We start from the raw sequence: 17,122 nt of genomic DNA on the forward strand, positions 1-17,122 counted from the left end.
CTCCCTAGTCCTCTGGTATACACGTCATGAGTTAATATATTTTGAATGATCTCGGATTCAGCATCCATTTGAACATTACATCGCTAAAACAAAACGCAGCCCGTCCTAAGGATAGACTGACTACACCTTGTAATAAAAATTATATGGAGGGATTCATAATGCCCCAAATTAAAATTCGCGGAATCGGGACAAACACTATCCTTAAATTAAGCAGTCAACTTATTGACGAACTGGCACTGCTGACAAACTCCCCAAAGGATGACTTCACCCTTGAAGTCATTAACTCTACCTTTATTCAAAATGGGGAGATAGTTTCAGGCTATCCTTTTGTGGAGGTTGCCTGGTTCGACCGGGGGCAAGAGGCTCAAGATCAAGTTGCTAAAACCATCAGCCGCTTGATTAATCAAGCGGGCTGCCCGAGCGTCGATATTATGTTTACAATTTTAGAGAAACCTCGCTACTACGAGAATGGAGAGCATTACTGAGAATAGTTTGATGAATACGGCCAGCGGGGAGCTCTGGCAGTAGGAATGATAAAGTGAACAAAAGCGGCCTGCAAGTAAATTGCAGGCCATTCTTACAAGGAGTGATGTCATTAAGAGTCCTTCATTATTTTACGGTATACTAGGAAGGAATACCCCATGGAACCCAGCGATAATAGCACACTGACACCAACGATCAGAGGCATAGTCCAACCTGCCGGCAAAAAACCCACCGGCAAGAGAATCAGTCCGCCCACAACCCATAATGGCCCCATAACACGATGAGTTTTGTACCACACCTCTTCGCTGGCCAAGGTCCAGGGCGTTCGGATACCAAAGGTGTAATTATACTTAATCTTACCCATATAGTTACCGAGAATGATTAACAGTAAGCCGATCCCCGGCATTGCAATACGCGGAACAGCCATCGGATGCCCGTATACAGCAGCAATGGTTCCGGCATAGATAGCGCCCATAAAGACGATGATTGTGAAAACAACTAAGGAATAAACCTTTCCCATTGACTGGTAATTTCTCTTCTTAGGATCGATCTTGGGAATAACCGTCAGCATTATTAGTAGGCCTAACATGACTGCAGGCAGAAAAAAGGCTCCACCCAGCCGCCCCATATAACCATCAATCTCTCCTGCCGCATTCCAATGAGAAGGAACTTGTTCGGGTAACTGAGGGTATAAGATAAGTCCAGCAATTAATGACACAAGCACCACTATCCCTGACAAAATAATAAACAATCGGCCATCTCTAGCCTTTTTCATTTCGGTCATACCATTCAGCTCCTTTTGATGTTATTTCGATCCTCATCTTCACCCGGCGTCTTACGGATAAATTCCATGATTACGCCTAATAGTTCTTCAAACACTGAAGTATTTAACGAGTAGATGATACTTTGCCCTTGTCGCCGGTCACTAACCAAATCGGCTTGCTTAAGAAGGGTTAAGTGATGAGAAATACTTGGCTTTGACATATTAAACTTCTCAGCGATTTCCCCGGCACTCATGTCCCCTTCTTTTAAATACCTGAGGATCTGACGACGAGTGTTATCTGACAACGCTTTGAATGTGTCCTGATGGGACATTAAAATCACCCCCATTTGGCCCCCTCCAGACATTAAAACAACAGTTAGTTTAGATACTTGGATATTTATATATTTAGATAAACTTCTAAATGTCTATGTGTTTATTTTACAACAATTGCTCCAATGATTCAAGTCTATCTCTCTGATTCCATATTTTACGTATTATTGGGGGGTAAACTAATTCTAAGCTGAAAGGCTAAGATGCCCTGAACTTACTATTCTCCTTATCCAAACATAACCTATTTTAAATAGACAACTTTACAAGAAACAAATTGGTAAGTATTCTAAAAAGCGAGGTGTAGATTTTGAATAACAAGGTAATCCAGAGATTGGCCCAGGCCATTGAGCAGCGTAAAGATATTGCGCTCGTCATGATTACTCAAACGGAAGGTTCCAGTCCCCGTGGGGTTGGCAGCATGATGCTGGTTGACCGTGACGGGCACTTAGTAGAAGGCACAATCGGCGGAGGGATTGCAGAATCCAAAGCGGCACTTGAAGCAGCCGAATGCCTTAAAGAAGGAGTTTCCAAGACCATACGCTATGAGTTTGAAGTTGAATCAAATGACCCCCAGAAACTTGCGATGGTTTGTGGGGGTAAAATTGAATTATTTATTCGTGTTTTTAAACAGCCTGATCATTTATTGATCGCTGGTGCTGGTCATATCGCCCGAGCCCTTTATCAATTCGCAAGGGTTTTAGGCTATTTCATCACGATTATTGACGACAGGCCCGGGATGCTCACGAAAGAATGGTTCCCGGATGCTAATGAGTTGATATCCGGAGATATTGTCACTGAACTCAAGAACTACAAAACAACCGAACAGTCCTCAATTGTAATCTGTACCTATCAACATACGCTGGACGAAGCAGCCCTGGCAGCGGCAATCCTGAAGCCGCACCGTTACATTGGAATGGTTGGCAGCCGTAAAAAGGTTGCTTTGTGTTTCCAACATCTCGAGGCACAAGGGGTTGCGCGAGAGACCATAAACGAAATTCATTCTCCCATTGGTCTCAATCTCGGGGGAGAAACCCCTGAAGAAATCGCCTTAGCTATCCTAGCCGAGATCCAGGCTGTCAAATACGGTCGATAGTGATCATTGGCTGCAAATACTAATGCCGGGGAGCCCATAACATGACAGAGACACCTACCATACAGATGACGGCACCTATCCAATCATAGGTGTCGGGAACTTTTTTATCGATACCCCATCCCCATAAAACGGCCAAAATAATGAAAACCCCTCCATAGGCGGCATATACACGGCCAAAACTCGGAAACTTCTGTAAAGTAGGTATGATACCGTAAAGAACAAGGATGAGTCCCCCAATTATTCCGTACCAAACAGGCCGGGCTTCTCTAAGCCAAAGCCACACCAGATACCCTCCTCCGATTTCGGCTAAACCTGCCAGTATGAATAGGAAAATAGCCTGCACCATAAAATCATTCCCCCCATATTCATATCAACTATTGATAGGATGACATGAATATTATAACGTTCTTTGGAATTAATAACACACTATATTTAAATACAACTTCCCATTTGAGCACATTTTATTTATAATAAAAAAATCAATCTGACATTATTTTTAAACTAAATTTAAAGGAGTATTTATGCAGCAAGCTCCGGTCTTGGAACTAACAAACTTAAGAAAAACAATTAAAGGTAAGGCCATCGTCAAAGGGGTAGACTTGACATTATATCCTTCCCAAATTTTTGGTTTTCTTGGTCCTAATGGTGCGGGAAAAACAACAACCATACGCATGATTGTCGGATTAATAAAACCTACGGAAGGATCTGTGAGGATCTGCGGCTATTCAGTAACTAAGGAGTTTGTTAAAGCTCTGTCTAATGTCGGCTGCATAATTGAAAGCCCTGATATGTACAAATACTTAACGGGCATGGAAAATTTATTGCAATTTGCCGCCATGAATAAAACTATCAGTCAACAACGGGTTAAAGACGTCGTGGAAATGGTTGGGCTTCAGCATCGGGTCAATGACAAAGTCAGTACCTATTCTTTAGGTATGCGTCAACGTTTAGGAATTGCTCAGGCCATTATCGCAAAACCCAAACTTTTAATTCTGGATGAACCTACAAATGGCCTCGACCCTGCCGGTATTACAGAGTTCAGAACCTTAATCCGTAAACTTGCCTATGAGGAAGGGATGACGGTCTTTGTATCGAGCCATCTATTGTTGGAAATACAGCAAATGTGTGATATTGTCTCAATTATCAAACAGGGAAGTGTCATAAAAACTGCCCATGTTCAAGAAATACTAAAACACAATGATGCGATAGAATGGCAGTTAAATGCTCCTGATAAAGCAATCACTCTGCTCAGGGACCATTGGCAAATCGAAGCTGTTCAGCTAAAGAAGAATACGATCTGCGCTGACATAGGCCAACATCCCCTTGATAAGCTGAATGAATTTTTAATACGGGAAGGGCTGGCACTTACCTATTGCTCGGCAAAGCAAACCACGTTAGAAGATTTATTTCTGGACCTTACGGAAGGTGATGAAATTGTTTAGCCTGATAGAAAATGAAGTAATCAAGATGATTGCCAAGAAGCGACTGATGTTTGTCTTTGCCATTCTTGTTGTGCTAATCTCAGTTTTTGCCTATGGTCAAAACCATACCACCGAACGAACTAAGGCCCAACTTACTCAACGAATGGGAATTGCGGCAACGGATGACTGGCGCAAGCTGGCTGACCAACAGTTAATTGATATGAAAAACAGGCTCGATAGCCCTTATAGGGATGAGAACGATAAATCCTCACTCCGGGTAAGAATTGAACAACTACAATATAACCTCGATAATAATATTAACCCGTTAGAACAGTCTGCAGCGAAATTTACCACTAAATTTATGGAACAATCGATTTTCTTATTTCTGCCTCTATTAATTATTATGCTGGCTGCCGATATGGTGTCAGGAGAATCATCCAACGGAACCATTAAATTGCTCCTCGTCAGAAATGTTCCCAGATGGAAGATTCTGCTCAGCAAATATTTGACCTTGAGGATCTTGGAGATCATCGTCTTATGCTTTGCTTTTGTGTTATCCGTACTTATTTCAGGCTTCTTTTTCGGTTTCGGCGGATGGCTTGCCCCGGTGGCGACAGGTTTTAAAGTTATAGCGGGAAAACTGGATACCTCCACAGTTCTCAATGTCCCTCAGTGGCACTATACTCTCATGGTTTATTCCTTAGCTTATTTTGTAGCAGTCGTCATAGGCAGTATCTCGTTTATGATCTCTATTCTTGTTAAAAGTACGGCTGCTTCCATTGGAATTATCATGTCCACCCTCGTAGCGGGTAATTTTATCAGCTACTTTCTCTCTGATTGGAAAATTACACGCTATATGTTCATGGTCAATTTACGGCTTACAGATTATTTATCGGGATCGTTCCAACCGATCGAAGGGATGACGATGCTGTTCTCGATTACGGTTCTGGTAGGATGGACGATCGCTTCGCTCCTTGTTAGCTTTCTCTACTTTATAAACCAAGATATTCTGGTCTAAGGAGACAGGAACATGTTAAAAAAGAGCATGTGGTACTCTATTCTTGCAATCGCCTGCGCGGGCTTCATCGTTTTAGCCAGCGGATTCTATCAAGCGATCATGATCACAACTATGGATAGCCCTCAACCGTCCTCGGCACCCCCAATCCCAATAACCCAAACCCCAGAGGATTCCACACAGTTGTCAAAGAATCCGAACACCATCCAATTGCTTATCTTGGGAGACTCTGTTGCTAAAGGAACGGGAGACGAAAAGAGCAAAGGGTTTTCCGGCTATCTAACAGAGAATTTTAAAAACAACACTTCTAAAGAGATCCTTGTACAGAACGCAGGCATAGATGGTCTGGAAAGCCTAGGCCTTCTGGAACAACTTCAAAGTCAACGGCTTGAGAAACTGATCACCAATTCAGATGTCATCCTTATCTCTATCGGCGGAAATGATGTTCGAAGCATCCTTACGTTGAATACTCTTGAAAAAGAAGAGGAATTTAATGTGAGGCTAAACACTTATCAGAACAATTTAAAGCTAATGTTTAAAGAACTAAGGAAAACCAACCCGAATTCCATAATAGTTTTTCTAGGTCTTTATAATCCGTACGAAAGAGCTACCAGTCTTGAAGATGCCAGACTTCTAAACACTTGGAACTATAATACCCAACAACTCGTTGAAGAAGATGGGAAGACGATTTTTATTCCTACCCATGACTTACTGAAATATAATTTGGAGAGATATATTGCTCAGGATGGCCTGCATCCAAATTCGGCAGGGTATCAAGTACTCGCCAATAGAATTAGTAAATCGGTGGAAATAATCATCTCCGGACTATAGATAAAACTCAAGGTGTGATAACAAACTAATCTCTGGATTTGTTATCACACCTTGTCTTTACATACAATATTGGTTTCGTTCCCAATACTTACTCTATTTATTTACTGCCCAAAGGGTATATTGTTCGATCCAATTCCTTTTCTTGGGCCAATCTGTTTTTAATTTGAGATTGAACCCCGAACTCAAAAATCAAAGGATATATCTTCTTGACTAATTCAGCAGGCAATTCCAGTTCTGTGGCCAGGTTTACTAAGCGCTGGACAATTTCTTTTTGCCGATTGGAATCTTTGACATGATCCAGACGCTTTTGATCCCCTAATTTTCGAACGATTTGCATGCGATCTGCCAATTTTTTGAGAATCGTTTGATCAACACTATCAATCTGTGCTCGCAGGGATTCGATGGTGTCTGGTTGATGCCTCCCATAAGTGAAGGATCTCTTAACCGAAGCTGCGACCGCTCCAAGCTCTTGGGCTAATTGGATAAACTGTTCCGGAGTAAGAGACTGGGGTCCATCACTAGTGGCCTCGGCTGGATTAGGGTGGGTTTCAATGAGCAAGCCATCAGAGCCCGCTGCAACAGCTGCCTTGGATAAGGAGGAAATTAAATCTCTGCGCCCGGCCGCATGGCTGGGATCAACGATAACCGGCAAGTGAGAGAGTTCTTTAGCCACTCCGACAGCGCTAAGGTCTAAGGTATTTCGTGTACTAGGTTCATACGTTCTAATACCTCGTTCGCAAAGGATAACCTGTGAATTGCCGGCAGATAATATATATTCTGCGGCTAACAACCACTCCTCAACGGTTGCGGATAATCCTCTTTTAAGGATAACCGGTTTGTCGATTCTGCCTACTATTTTCAAGAGTTCAAAATTTTGCATATTCCGGGCACCAATTTGAATAATATCAACTTTGTCAATGACCAGATCCAAACTTCGTGCATCAATCACTTCGGTTACACACAGCAAGCCTTGTTCTTTGGCGGCTTGAACAAGATAGTTTACTCCTTCTAAGCCTAATCCTTGGAAACTATAGGGAGAAGTGCGCGGTTTGAAAACCCCGCCCCGGAGAATTTTTCCTCCCGCTTCTTTAACTGTCTCGGCTGAACGGCTCATCTGGAGACTGGATTCGACAGCACAGGGACCTCCCATTAGAATAATCTCGTTTCCACCGATTGTGACACCATTGACCTCAATTACACTTCGTTCAGCTTTTCGCCCCGCCAAAATCAGGTCCTTCATAATAATAGCCTCCCTCAAATTTTATCATTTGCGGGTTTTTTTCTCTGCACGTTCCATTCCTATATTGAAATAGAACGAAGAGTGGCCATAACACAAAACGTCCGTCCTTGAATAAGGACAGACGTTAATCTGCGGTACCACCTTAACAGATGCACAAATACATGCATCCTCTCATGCAGAGTGCCAACACACCCTTTGCCCTTTAACGCTGGCTTTGCGTTGGTAGCTACTAAAGCTTAAGCTTTTTCGCTCCACCCTCTGAGGCCCATTTACCCGCTCCATTACCTGCCGGGCTTCCACCATACCCGGCTCTCTGTGTGGCTGGTCTTGCGGTTTTACTTCCCCATCAACGGTTTAGATAATAATAGCACTCCACGGGATAGATTTCAATACCATAAAAATATATTACCTTTCACATTGACTCCTATTCAGCTTCTGGGTTATTCTGACTTTAATTGATTAATAGTGTTAGAGAAAGGAGCCCGTAATCAATGTTTGCTACCGTGAATTCAGATTGTATCGGCTGCGGTGCTTGTGAAGCGATCTGCCCTCAGGTATTCAGGATGAATAGCTATGAGATTGCCGAAGCATATTTAAATCCGATTCCTCAAGATGTCGAAGAAGCAACTAAGTTAGCAGCAAAAAGCTGCCCAGTAGCTGCCATAATTTTAGAAGGGTAAGCCAACTTTATAAATATTCGTAAAACACTCCAACCCTGCATATTGATATCTCTAACATCTCAAACTAGATAATGAGCTAACTTGATATGGGGTGATTCGAACTTGCCGGAAATACTTATCAATGTCTCACGAGGACCATTAGTCGAATGCTGTCACAGAGGAGATGCTGTGGCTGTCAACAAGCAGGGCAGGGTTTTAGCGTATATAGGAGATCCCTATAAGATTACCTACATTAGATCCGCCGGAAAACCTCTTCAAACGCTTAATGTCATCTTAAGCGGAACAGCAAAAAGGTTTGACTTTAGTGATGCTGAACTCTCCATAATGTGTGCATCACATTATGGAGAGCAATTCCATCGGGATACTGTTGCAGGCATTATGGAAAAAATCGGCCTCCCAATCGACTCACTCCTCTGCGGGACTACCTTGTCAATCAACCCATCCTATGCCCTTGAATTAGTATCCCAGCATTTTGAACTTAATCCAACGAATTCCGACTGTTCAGGTAAACATGCAGGTATGCTTGCCACCTGTGTTCATACTGGTCTTAGTATCCATGACTATACCAATGAAACTCATACTCTTCAAAAGGATATCTTGAAAACAGTTTCAACCATCTGCGAGATTAACGAGAAACATATAAAGCTTGGAACAGATGGATGTTCAGTACCGGTATATGGCATGCCCCTCTACAATATGGCACTTGGCTTTGCCAAATTCGCAAATCCCCAAGATCTTGACGAAGAGTATAAATCTGCCTGTGAGCAACTATTTAGGGCGATGAACCGTCACCCGGAAATGGTGGCAGGAACCGATGGCTTTTGTACAGAGTTATTAAGATGCACTCATGGAAAACTTGCCGCTAAGCTCGGTGCGGAAGGAGTATATTGTATCGGAGTTAAAGACAGGGATATTGGTTTAGCCATTAAAATTGAAGATGGCAACACCAACCGAACAATAGGGCCGACCGTTCTCAGATGCCTCGATGATTTAAATGTTTTAACAAAAGAAGAACTCAATTCCCTGAAAAAATATAGGGAACTCGATAATACAAATAATTTCGGGAATATCGTAGGAAAGGTTTTTCCTGTCTTCCACCTAAAGACTATTGAACAATCAACTTAGAATAATCTTTACAGGCAAATTTGACTGTAACTGTAGTTCCCGTAGGAGTCGATTCAAAATTCAGGACTGCATTATGCCGTGCAGCGATTCTCTGACAAATTGCCAGCCCTAATCCAGTTCCCCGCTCCTTTGTTGTCAGGAACGGAGTGCCCAGCTTTTCAAATATCATGGGATCTACACCATCACCCTGATCACATACTTTAAGTATTACATAATCCTCCCAAGCTAACGTTTGAATGGTGAGAGTCGAACCCACTTTCATCGCTTCAAATCCATTTCTGGCCAAGTTGAGGAGCAGCTGCCGAAGTTCACTTTCATTCCCCTGAAAATCCGGAACTTCCTCAAGTTCAAGGCTGATTTCTTTATCTTGATTAAGAGCATCCGCTGATAAGAGGGGGGCAAGAGATTCTACTATAGCCTTTATATTAATTTGTGTGAAGCCAGCCGATTTTTCTTTAGCGAGACACAGAAAATCCGTCATAATCATATTTGCTCTATCCAATTCTTGAATCATTAACTCATAATAATCATGATTATGTTTAGTATTGTCCTTAGAATCGAGCAGCTGCAGAAAACCACGAACGGTAGTCAGTGGATTTCTTACCTCGTGAGCGATACCTGCTGCCATTTCCCCTACCATATTTAACCTCTCCAAACGCGCTAATTCCCGGTCAGCCCTCTTTCTATCCGTTACATCAATCAATACTTTGAGAATTAACGTCGTTCCATCAGCGTCGATAAAGGGCCGGGTATATACTTCATAGGTCCGGTCCTCAAGGGCTAATTCATTCCACAGAGCCGTAGGGTTGTGAAGAAGATATGGAGTATAGCAATCCGGGCACGGTAACGTCAAGCCTACGATAGCCTTAAAACAAGGTTGGCCTTCACAAGGACCAAACTTTGCTTGAAAACTCTTATTAGCAAAGCGTATCATGAAGTTCTCTTCCTGAAGACAGATCAGGCCGGGAAAGCTATCAAATAATGCATACAGCCGGTGATGCTCCTTTTTAATAATCTTTTCGTTTTTCTTTCGTTCATCTATATTGCGGAAAAATGCTGCGATTCCGTTATCGGTTGGATAAATACTGCAATCCGCCCAATACCCTATTATTGGCGCGTAGGTTTCAAATCTTGATGACTGCCTGTCATTCATTGAGCTCAGGCAAGCGTCTTTTATCTCTTCATTACCATACATATATGCTTCCCAAAAGTTGGTTCCTATTATATTAGAATTATTCCCATTGGCTTTAAGTGCTTTAATCATTGCTTTATTAGCATAGGTTATTACCCACTGCCGGTTTATGCTAAGGAAAGCGTCGCTAATACTTTCCAGAATGTTTATCATCTCTTCATTTGCTGCGGCTAATTCTTGTTCAACGGCTTTTATTTGTTCAATCTCTCTTTGTAGTTGTCTGTTTTCTCTCTCAAGACCAGCAACTCTTTGTTTTAACTCTTTGATCTCTTCCTCTTTAGGCATTTATATACCACTCTTCCTAAAAGATTAAGGCATTTCAAAAGGGGTTTGTTTGTTTTATGAAAAACTTATTTTGAAAGTTTTATAATGCAACTCCCTAAAACATTGTCCGCCAATTTGCAGGTGAAACTATCTCCGTCTGAGACTGGTCCGACACCAGCAGGAGTGCCTGTGAAAATAATATCCCCTTGACCAAGGCCCAGGTGCATCGCAGTATATCCAACGACCGTCGGTAAGTCGAAGATCATGTTTTTCATATTGTCCCGTTGAACCTCTTGACCATTTCTGTCCAAAGAAAAGTCAAGTTCCATTAATGCATTAAGCCCTGCAAACGACTGCCAGGGCGTTATTACAGCAGAGTTGATAAACCCTTTGGCAAGTAACCAAGGATAGCCTTTTCCTTTTAATTCTGTTTGAACATCACGTAATGTAAAATCAATACCTATAGCTATTTGATCGACAAGATCATCAAGCTTAATCCCAGGTTCATATCCTCTGCCAATATGGAATACAAGTTCTGCTTCATATTGGATTTCTCCACGGTCTCCTGGGAAGATTATCTCATGACCGTTGGCCTCAGCTAAAGAATGTGTCGGCTTTGTAAACAATAACGGAACGTCTGGAACTGCGTTGTTGAGTTCTTGTGCGTGTTGAACGTAATTTCGACCTACACAATAAATGTTTCTGATGCCCTCGCCAATCCAGGGTTTATTACTTTCAACTATTTCCACAATAATCTCTCCTTAATTTAATAGTTTCTTCTATGCCAATCTTTCTTAATATTTTGTTACTCCCATACATAACATTACCACATATTTCTTTAATTTCCTTCTTATCAATCGTAACCCATTTAACTCTTGACGATTATTTCTCTGCAGGGAACTGTTTTGCTTTCAAACAAAACAGTAAGGTGCTTCGCTTTAATATGCGAAACACCTTGCAGTCCAGGCATTCACGTTTATATTTAGTTATTACGCATCCTTCTGCAATCCATCATAACCTGATGATTATAAACTTTTTCGGAAAACTCGTTTTTAGTAATAGTTGCAGACTTATGTACGCATAAATCATCTGTCGTGAATGGCGGAATAAAATCGTTTGTATTGGTTTAATCCAGGTAGCCGGAGTTTTTCAGGACAATGTATGCAGCTCTAAGTTTACGGGGCAGAAAGAAAAGCCCCTCGATCTTTAAAGGTTTTCCTGCACCAGAAAGGTTATCAAAATCCCCCCTGGCCATAGCCTCTTGAATTCTCCGTTCAGTAAGAACACTAAAGATATCCTTCATGCTGCCGCCCCCTGACAATCTAAATGAGTGGTTTTTTTATTATATGAAGAACTCATAAGTTTGCCAATTAAGTCGCTATACCTTTCTCCTGCAAATAGGTTTGGCATTTTTCTAAAAACGAAATTATACTCTTTTCCTCAACCAGCTTTTTGTCAAGGGTCATATTTCCTCTTCCTAAGCGATCGCATAGTCCCAACAATGCTACTTCATCAAGGGAAACTTCTGAAGCCATTCTTCGGATATCCGCAAAGGGTAATCCCTTCGTAACAAAGAGTATTTGCATATGCCATCTAACCAGTTTTTCAACCCGGCGTATGAATTCCTGATCACGAGTAAATTCCTTTAGAAATTTACCGGCAAGCCTCTCTCCTATTTTATCATGGTCGTATGATGTTATTCTTCCCTTAGTTATCTTCGTTGCAGACGCTTTACCCAAATCGTGGAGCAAAGCAGACCACATCAGTACCTTAGGATTTTGGCTAAGATGTTTCCTTTCCGCCGCATTATCGATAACTAACATGGTATGGTTCCAAACACTGCCTTCCGGATGATGCTTCGGAGATTGGGGTACTTTTATTAAGTCGCCCAGTAATGTATAAGGATATTTTTCTTCAAAAATTCCTGTTTTACTTAACTTATTAAAGTAGTCTGAAGGTTTTTTGTCACTCATTAAATGAGCATCGAATTCCATAAACGTCTGCATGTTAGCTTGCTCCAATATAATAATAGTTGCTTCTATGCTTACCCTGCTTTCTAGTTTTAATACACTTCTTTTCAGTCTCCTCTTATGTCCTCCCTATCATCCGCCCAGTCCGGGAAAAATACATGCTCTTTACCCATTAGCTGTTAAATGCCGGCTTTTTTGGCTAAGATCACTTAGGAAATAATACGTATAGAACCCTGCCTATCAAAGGAATCTTTATAATATTGTGACGGCGAATTACCTTCAATAAACCTAACAACAATAGGTAAACAATCACAGAGACCAGGATTCCTGTCAGCAGGATTAAGGTGCCTCCCAATTGAGGCAGGGAATCATTGAGATATATAAAGAATGCCCTTCCAATGCATCCCATAGCCATGCCTGCTCCCAAAATCTTAATGATAGTTGGGGTATCCAGAGCATAATCAGTTAATTTCAGGACAGCAAAGTAATGCAGGATCGTTTCCAAAATGACGCCAATACAAATAGCCAGGATAACCCCCTTGATCCCCAGCGACGGATTAGAAGCCAGCGGATAAATAAGAGCTACCGTAGTACATTTGGCCAGGATATTGTTGATCATCGCTCTCTTCGCATAACCCATTCCGACTAAAACAGACTGAAGGGGTGACTGAAGATAATTCAACAAAAAAAACGGCGCAATTAGTTTGAGCAATGGAGCCGCTGCCGGTGCATGGTAGATGACTGACATTAATTCATGGGCATATATATACAGCAAAATAGTACTGGGTACTCCAACGATCAAGGCAACCCCAACAGCCTGATTCAGCCTGCGGTTAATTAGATGAAGGTTGTTTTTAGCATTTGCTTCGCTAATAGCCGGAACCAAAGTAGCCCCAAGTGACTGGTTGATAAAGCCAGGGAGAAAGACCAAAGGCATGACAAAACCCGTCAACATCCCATATTGTCTTGTAATCAAGGCAGTGCTTACTCCAGCCATAGCCAGACTTTTTGTTATCACGATCGGCTGCATAGCACGGGAAACTGACATCACAAAACCATTGCCTGTCGTAGGCAGTCCGGTCTGCAGCAGTTCACTCAGAACTTTTTTTGCTTCCCTTGCGTGACTCCAGCGAAGGCCAGATACCCGGAATTTTCTATGATGTGAGATTTTAAACATGACGATAAAGAAGATTAAGGAACAGGCTTCCCCTAACACGCTGCTAAACACTGCCCCGGCCGCGGCATATTCAATACCTAAAGGAATCAGCTGCTGTACTAAAACATAGGTTAAACATACCCGAACAATTTGTTCAAGGACTTGCGCAAAAGCGATAGGATTCATAGTTTGCCTTCCGCGAAAATAACCTTTGAGTACACCTGAAACTGCCCCAATGGGAATAATCGGGATCATTGCCATGAACGAATTATAGGACCTCGGATCTGTCAGAAAGTAGCGTGCTAAAACCTTTCCACCGAAAACCGAGAGAAAAACTGCGAGGATACTTAAGCTTCCCGTAATGACTAACGATATAATGAGTATCTTCTTAACTTTTTCCCGATTTCCTTGAGCATCTGCTTCGGCAACTAAGCGGGAAATTGCTACCGGCAAACCGATGGTGGTAAGGGTCATCATCAAGCCCATAAAGGGCATGACCATCTTTTTTAATCCAATTCCCTCGGGACCTAAAACTCTAGATAAGACAATGGAATTACTGAAAACCAACATCTTTGATATAAAAGCGGCCACAGTTAGAACAAAGGCCCCTTTGACTAAACTTTGTTTCTTCATGCATAAACCTTTCTTACACAATATTTGATCTATGTCTATGTAAGCAAAGTGCATTTCAAAACTCCTTGGAGATTAAGAATTTATTAAGATCCGCTCTAACAAGTTCACTCAACAACAAAGAGCTTTCCAGTTCATAAATTGCGAACTGAAAAGCTCCTTTAGAGTAAAGCCGCCTTAAGTCTTCTGAGGAGAATGGATGACGTTATCAATAAATAGGTTTACTAAGTCTGAGTCGAACTGGGTCCCGGCATTTTTCTTGAGCTCTTCAACAGCTACTTCATCAGATAATGCACCACGATAGCTTCGTGCACTCGTCATGGCGTCATAGGCATCTGCTATGGCAATGATTCTTGCTTGAATGGGAATCCCTGAACCTTTTAAGCCTTTCGGATAACCTGAGCCATCCAGACGTTCATGATGAGCCAGCACGTATTCCGCTATTTCTCCCATACCACTGGCTGTGCTGAGAATACGATACCCAATCTCCGGATGACGTTTGATTTCTTCCCATTCGTCAGAGGTTAGCTTTTCCGGCTTATTCAGTATATTTTCGTCAATAGCTATTTTGCCGATATCATGAAGCAGGCCCACACTTTTTAGTTCTTGAACTTCCCCTTCCCGTAAACCAAGCGCCTCTCCCATACGCTGACAAAGTTCTGAAACTCGATGTGAGTGCTGTTCTTCCCTTCTGTTCTTCTCATGAAGAGTACTAATTATCGTCTCTATGGTTTTTCCGCGTATACTTGGACCTTCGAAGAGTTTTTTCTTATACATACAATCTTCTGCTTTTTTAAATAGCTCAAGGATATTCTTTTCTTGGGAACGTTTGATTTCATATCCAAACGAAATTGAGATTTCAATTGAACCTACTCTTTTCTGAAGAGCTAAGGTGGTGATGCGTTTGAGAATTTGCTCTGTTTCCTCAGTATCCGTTTTAGGTAAGAGCATTACAAACTCATCTCCCCCAAGCCGTGCAATAATATCATCGTTTCGGCAGCCCTTGCCTAACACTTCCGCAACGCTTTTTAGGAGTTCATCTCCAGTCGCATGACCAAAGGAATCATTGATCAGCTTAAGCCCATTGACATCCCCCATGACAAGGGCTAAAGGATAGTTTCCCGGTACATCGAGCCGTTTTAACTCCTCTTCAAAAAAGCGCCGATTATAGAGCCCCGTCAGTTGGTCATGAAAGCTTAAATAGAGAATTTTCTCTTCAGCACGCTTTCGATCCGTAATATCTTGTATCATGCCTATTAAACGAACCGCCTGATGTTGGTGATCAAACTCAATCTTGCCCAGTTCATGCACCCAGCGTTCTGCTTTATCGTTTAGACGAATGATTTTGTATTCAAAATCAAACCGTTGCTGTTCCTTTGTAATATCCAAGAAATAGTTAGAAAGCTGGTCCCGCCAATCTGGGTGAACGATCCCCAGCCACCCTTCCTTTGTGTGCGGATAAGCTGCATCGATCCCCAAAACCTCATAAAGTTCTTGCGTACACTTCCATTCTCTTGTTTTGAGGTCCGTAACATAGCTTCCCAAACTTGCCACTCTTTGTGATTCACGCAACAGCTCATTCTGTTCTTCTAATACGGTATTGAGCTCATCCAGCTGACTTGTACGTATTTTTACCTTATCTTCGAGAACTTCATTCAGATGCCTGATTTCTTCTTCAACTTTTTCACGTTTGCCGATCTGTTCCTCAAGCATCGCATTGCTTTCTTCAAGCTCACTATTCAGATCTTCCAGTTGTACTGTTCGTTCTATAACTCTCTTTTCGAGTTCTGTATTTAACGATCGAATTTCTGCTTCAGTTCGTTCCTTCGCTTCGAGAGCATAAAATAACTCGCAGGTCCTTTGTTTAACCATTCGCTGAAGGGTTCTATTCCAGGCAAATAGCAACAATCCCAGCAGAAAAACTGCACCTCCGATGATGATGATCACTCTGAAGAGGAGAATTTCATGAATTGGCATATTCGAACCAAACCATTGGTTATTTATAGCCTGATAGTCGCTCTTAGAAATCTTCGCAAAACCTTCATTAAGTGTTGTCAGAAGCCCTGAATTACCTTTATTAACAGCTCTGAAAAATTGGCTGGTGTATACAGATGAACTCGTATAATTAAATTCATCATGAATTGCCATTTTATATAGGTAGTATAGTGCCGGAGGTTTTCCCATTACAAATAATGCGAGTTTGTTATCCTTGGCTGCTTGAACGATAGCTTCCGCTGTTTCGTATTCATCAATATCGGTAATCCCATTTTCTTTGAGAACACTGATGCAGATATCCCCTTTTTTCGCTGCAACTCTAAATCCCTTTAACGAATTGACATCCGTAATTCCAGAAATATTCTTGTGAAAAAATATAGGAACTTCTATAGTTGCATAAGGCTCGGAATAATCCAGGAACTTGGCTCTTTCCTCCCGATAGGAGATGGTATCAATGACATCGAACTTTCCTTGTATCATACTTTGATAGGCTTGATTCCAAGCCATCCCTGTTATGTTCACTTTTATTCCCGTCATGCGCTCAAAATGTTTCCACTGATCAACTGTGATTCCTTGCAGTTCTCCCTGAGTATTTCGAAATGAGTAAGGAGGATAGTTGTCATCCATAACAACGCTAATAGATTTCATATCAGGAGCAGCAATAACCTGTACATAGGTCGTGATGACAAGCAAAAATGTCAAGCCCAGGATCCAAATAAAGTTATATTTCCGTTTTGAATTCATCATGAAACATAACCTCCTCTTACCCCTCAAAAATCCCATCCCACATTCTACAACCAGAAATCTCGTTGATCTAACTTCCTCCTTTTCCTTGAAAACGACATTAAATACTCGGTTTCATTATTCTTCTTCAATTTTTTTGAAAATCCTTCCTCATTAAGTAAAAAATGAATTTTTACTCAACTTTATTAAA

General features: G+C 41.7%; 17 protein-coding genes. 7 read left to right on the forward strand and 10 right to left on the reverse strand.

The genetic code is table 11. The features are described 5' to 3' along the window. Positions 1 to 158: 158 nt before the first annotated feature. Positions 159 to 485 (forward strand): DUF1904 domain-containing protein, encoded by a 327-nt coding sequence (locus DESYODRAFT_RS18780; RefSeq protein ID WP_007785498.1) that lies wholly within the window; start codon positions 159 to 161, stop codon positions 483 to 485. Positions 486 to 595: 110 nt separating this feature from the next. On the opposite strand, the gene DESYODRAFT_RS18785 is transcribed toward DESYODRAFT_RS18780, so the two are convergent. Further along, positions 596 to 1,267, reverse strand: coding sequence for an SdpI family protein (locus tag DESYODRAFT_RS18785; RefSeq protein ID WP_007785499.1), 672 nt, complete (start codon positions 1,265 to 1,267; stop codon positions 596 to 598). A 5-nt stretch (positions 1,268 to 1,272) separates the two neighbouring features. Continuing rightward, positions 1,273 to 1,593 carry an autorepressor SdpR family transcription factor gene (locus DESYODRAFT_RS18790; protein ID WP_007785501.1) on the reverse strand — a complete coding sequence of 107 codons (321 nt, stop codon included), beginning with the start codon at positions 1,591 to 1,593 and terminating at the stop codon, positions 1,273 to 1,275. A gap of 290 nt (positions 1,594 to 1,883) precedes the next feature. Here DESYODRAFT_RS18790 and DESYODRAFT_RS18795 point away from each other — a divergent pair, with 290 nt between their 5' ends. Further along, on the forward strand, positions 1,884 to 2,669 hold the full coding sequence (locus DESYODRAFT_RS18795; protein ID WP_007785503.1) for an XdhC family protein: 786 nt from the start codon (positions 1,884 to 1,886) through the stop codon (positions 2,667 to 2,669). A gap of 19 nt (positions 2,670 to 2,688) precedes the next feature. On the opposite strand, the gene DESYODRAFT_RS18800 is transcribed toward DESYODRAFT_RS18795, so the two are convergent. After that, positions 2,689 to 3,015, reverse strand: a complete 327-nt coding sequence (locus DESYODRAFT_RS18800) for a YnfA family protein (protein ID WP_007785504.1) — start codon at positions 3,013 to 3,015, stop codon at positions 2,689 to 2,691. A gap of 175 nt (positions 3,016 to 3,190) precedes the next feature. Between DESYODRAFT_RS18800 and DESYODRAFT_RS18805 the strand changes: the two genes are divergently transcribed. Genes DESYODRAFT_RS18805 through DESYODRAFT_RS18815 form a run of 3 tightly spaced genes read left to right on the forward strand, consistent with a single transcriptional unit; the run spans position 3,191 to position 5,936 of the window. After that, complete coding sequence (locus DESYODRAFT_RS18805; protein WP_007785506.1) at positions 3,191 to 4,111, forward strand: ABC transporter ATP-binding protein; 921 nt, start codon at positions 3,191 to 3,193, stop codon at positions 4,109 to 4,111. Then, a complete protein-coding gene (locus DESYODRAFT_RS18810) occupies positions 4,098 to 5,108 on the forward strand; it encodes an ABC transporter permease subunit (protein ID WP_007785507.1) in 1,011 nt (336 codons plus the stop codon). Before DESYODRAFT_RS18805 ends, DESYODRAFT_RS18810 begins: the two co-directional genes overlap by 14 nt. Before the next feature lie 12 nt (positions 5,109 to 5,120). Continuing rightward, positions 5,121 to 5,936, forward strand: a complete 816-nt coding sequence (locus tag DESYODRAFT_RS18815; protein WP_007785509.1) for a GDSL-type esterase/lipase family protein — start codon at positions 5,121 to 5,123, stop codon at positions 5,934 to 5,936. A 97-nt stretch (positions 5,937 to 6,033) separates the two neighbouring features. On the opposite strand, the gene aroF is transcribed toward DESYODRAFT_RS18815, so the two are convergent. Next, a complete protein-coding gene (aroF, locus tag DESYODRAFT_RS18820; RefSeq protein ID WP_007785510.1) occupies positions 6,034 to 7,176 on the reverse strand; it encodes a 3-deoxy-7-phosphoheptulonate synthase in 1,143 nt (380 codons plus the stop codon). A gap of 491 nt (positions 7,177 to 7,667) precedes the next feature. On the opposite strand from aroF, the gene DESYODRAFT_RS18825 reads away from it, so the two are divergent. Together DESYODRAFT_RS18825 and DESYODRAFT_RS18830 are read left to right on the forward strand one after the other, a co-directional pair. Continuing rightward, complete coding sequence (locus tag DESYODRAFT_RS18825) at positions 7,668 to 7,856, forward strand: ferredoxin (protein WP_007785511.1); 189 nt, start codon at positions 7,668 to 7,670, stop codon at positions 7,854 to 7,856. Positions 7,857 to 7,958: 102 nt separating this feature from the next. Then, positions 7,959 to 8,981 carry an asparaginase gene (locus tag DESYODRAFT_RS18830; protein ID WP_007785512.1) on the forward strand — a complete coding sequence of 341 codons (1,023 nt, stop codon included), beginning with the start codon at positions 7,959 to 7,961 and terminating at the stop codon, positions 8,979 to 8,981. On the opposite strand, the gene DESYODRAFT_RS18835 is transcribed toward DESYODRAFT_RS18830, so the two are convergent. From DESYODRAFT_RS18835 to DESYODRAFT_RS18860, 6 genes are all read right to left on the reverse strand, one after another. Further along, the gene (locus DESYODRAFT_RS18835; RefSeq protein WP_007785514.1) at positions 8,962 to 10,458 is read right to left on the reverse strand and encodes an ATP-binding protein; all 1,497 of its coding nucleotides are present in this window, start codon (positions 10,456 to 10,458) and stop codon (positions 8,962 to 8,964) included. The genes DESYODRAFT_RS18830 and DESYODRAFT_RS18835 overlap by 20 nt on opposite strands. A 65-nt stretch (positions 10,459 to 10,523) precedes the next feature. Then, entirely contained in the window at positions 10,524 to 11,186 is a 663-nt protein-coding gene (locus DESYODRAFT_RS18840; RefSeq protein ID WP_007785515.1) for a fumarylacetoacetate hydrolase family protein, read from the reverse strand. A 377-nt stretch (positions 11,187 to 11,563) separates the two neighbouring features. After that, complete coding sequence (locus DESYODRAFT_RS27550) at positions 11,564 to 11,740, reverse strand: DnaJ family domain-containing protein (protein WP_007785516.1); 177 nt, start codon at positions 11,738 to 11,740, stop codon at positions 11,564 to 11,566. Between the two features lie 67 nt (positions 11,741 to 11,807). Further along, positions 11,808 to 12,443 carry an HDIG domain-containing metalloprotein gene (locus DESYODRAFT_RS18850; protein WP_007785517.1) on the reverse strand — a complete coding sequence of 212 codons (636 nt, stop codon included), beginning with the start codon at positions 12,441 to 12,443 and terminating at the stop codon, positions 11,808 to 11,810. A 169-nt stretch (positions 12,444 to 12,612) separates the two neighbouring features. Then, positions 12,613 to 14,196, reverse strand: a complete 1,584-nt coding sequence (gene spoVB, locus DESYODRAFT_RS18855; protein ID WP_042339889.1) for a stage V sporulation protein B — start codon at positions 14,194 to 14,196, stop codon at positions 12,613 to 12,615. 174 nt (positions 14,197 to 14,370) lie between these two features. After that, on the reverse strand, positions 14,371 to 16,935 hold the full coding sequence (locus tag DESYODRAFT_RS18860; protein WP_007785520.1) for an HD domain-containing phosphohydrolase: 2,565 nt from the start codon (positions 16,933 to 16,935) through the stop codon (positions 14,371 to 14,373). Positions 16,936 to 17,122 lie beyond the last annotated feature (187 nt).

This window comes from Desulfosporosinus youngiae DSM 17734, from assembly GCF_000244895.1.
GTDB lineage: Bacteria > Bacillota > Desulfitobacteriia > Desulfitobacteriales > Desulfitobacteriaceae > Desulfosporosinus > Desulfosporosinus youngiae.

What these genes read in the sequence shown, in the direction of transcription:
- DESYODRAFT_RS18780 (WP_007785498.1), top strand. Translation starts at nt 159, where the DNA reads ATGCCCCAAATTAAAATTCGCGGAATCGGGACAAACACTATCCTTAAA.
- DESYODRAFT_RS18785 (WP_007785499.1), bottom strand. Translation starts at nt 1,267, where the DNA reads ATGACCGAAATGAAAAAGGCTAGAGATGGCCGATTGTTTATTATTTTG.
- DESYODRAFT_RS18790 (WP_007785501.1), bottom strand. Translation starts at nt 1,593, where the DNA reads ATGGGGGTGATTTTAATGTCCCATCAGGACACATTCAAAGCGTTGTCA.
- DESYODRAFT_RS18800 (WP_007785504.1), bottom strand. Translation starts at nt 3,015, where the DNA reads ATGGTGCAGGCTATTTTCCTATTCATACTGGCAGGTTTAGCCGAAATC.
- DESYODRAFT_RS18805 (WP_007785506.1), top strand. Translation starts at nt 3,191, where the DNA reads ATGCAGCAAGCTCCGGTCTTGGAACTAACAAACTTAAGAAAAACAATT.
- DESYODRAFT_RS18810 (WP_007785507.1), top strand. Translation starts at nt 4,098, where the DNA reads ATGAAATTGTTTAGCCTGATAGAAAATGAAGTAATCAAGATGATTGCC.
- DESYODRAFT_RS18815 (WP_007785509.1), top strand. Translation starts at nt 5,121, where the DNA reads ATGTTAAAAAAGAGCATGTGGTACTCTATTCTTGCAATCGCCTGCGCG.
- aroF (WP_007785510.1), bottom strand. Translation starts at nt 7,176, where the DNA reads ATGAAGGACCTGATTTTGGCGGGGCGAAAAGCTGAACGAAGTGTAATT.
- DESYODRAFT_RS18825 (WP_007785511.1), top strand. Translation starts at nt 7,668, where the DNA reads ATGTTTGCTACCGTGAATTCAGATTGTATCGGCTGCGGTGCTTGTGAA.
- DESYODRAFT_RS18835 (WP_007785514.1), bottom strand. Translation starts at nt 10,458, where the DNA reads ATGCCTAAAGAGGAAGAGATCAAAGAGTTAAAACAAAGAGTTGCTGGT.
- DESYODRAFT_RS27550 (WP_007785516.1), bottom strand. Translation starts at nt 11,740, where the DNA reads ATGAAGGATATCTTTAGTGTTCTTACTGAACGGAGAATTCAAGAGGCT.
- DESYODRAFT_RS18850 (WP_007785517.1), bottom strand. Translation starts at nt 12,443, where the DNA reads ATGCAGACGTTTATGGAATTCGATGCTCATTTAATGAGTGACAAAAAA.
- spoVB (WP_042339889.1), bottom strand. Translation starts at nt 14,196, where the DNA reads ATGAAGAAACAAAGTTTAGTCAAAGGGGCCTTTGTTCTAACTGTGGCC.
- DESYODRAFT_RS18860 (WP_007785520.1), bottom strand. Translation starts at nt 16,935, where the DNA reads ATGATGAATTCAAAACGGAAATATAACTTTATTTGGATCCTGGGCTTG.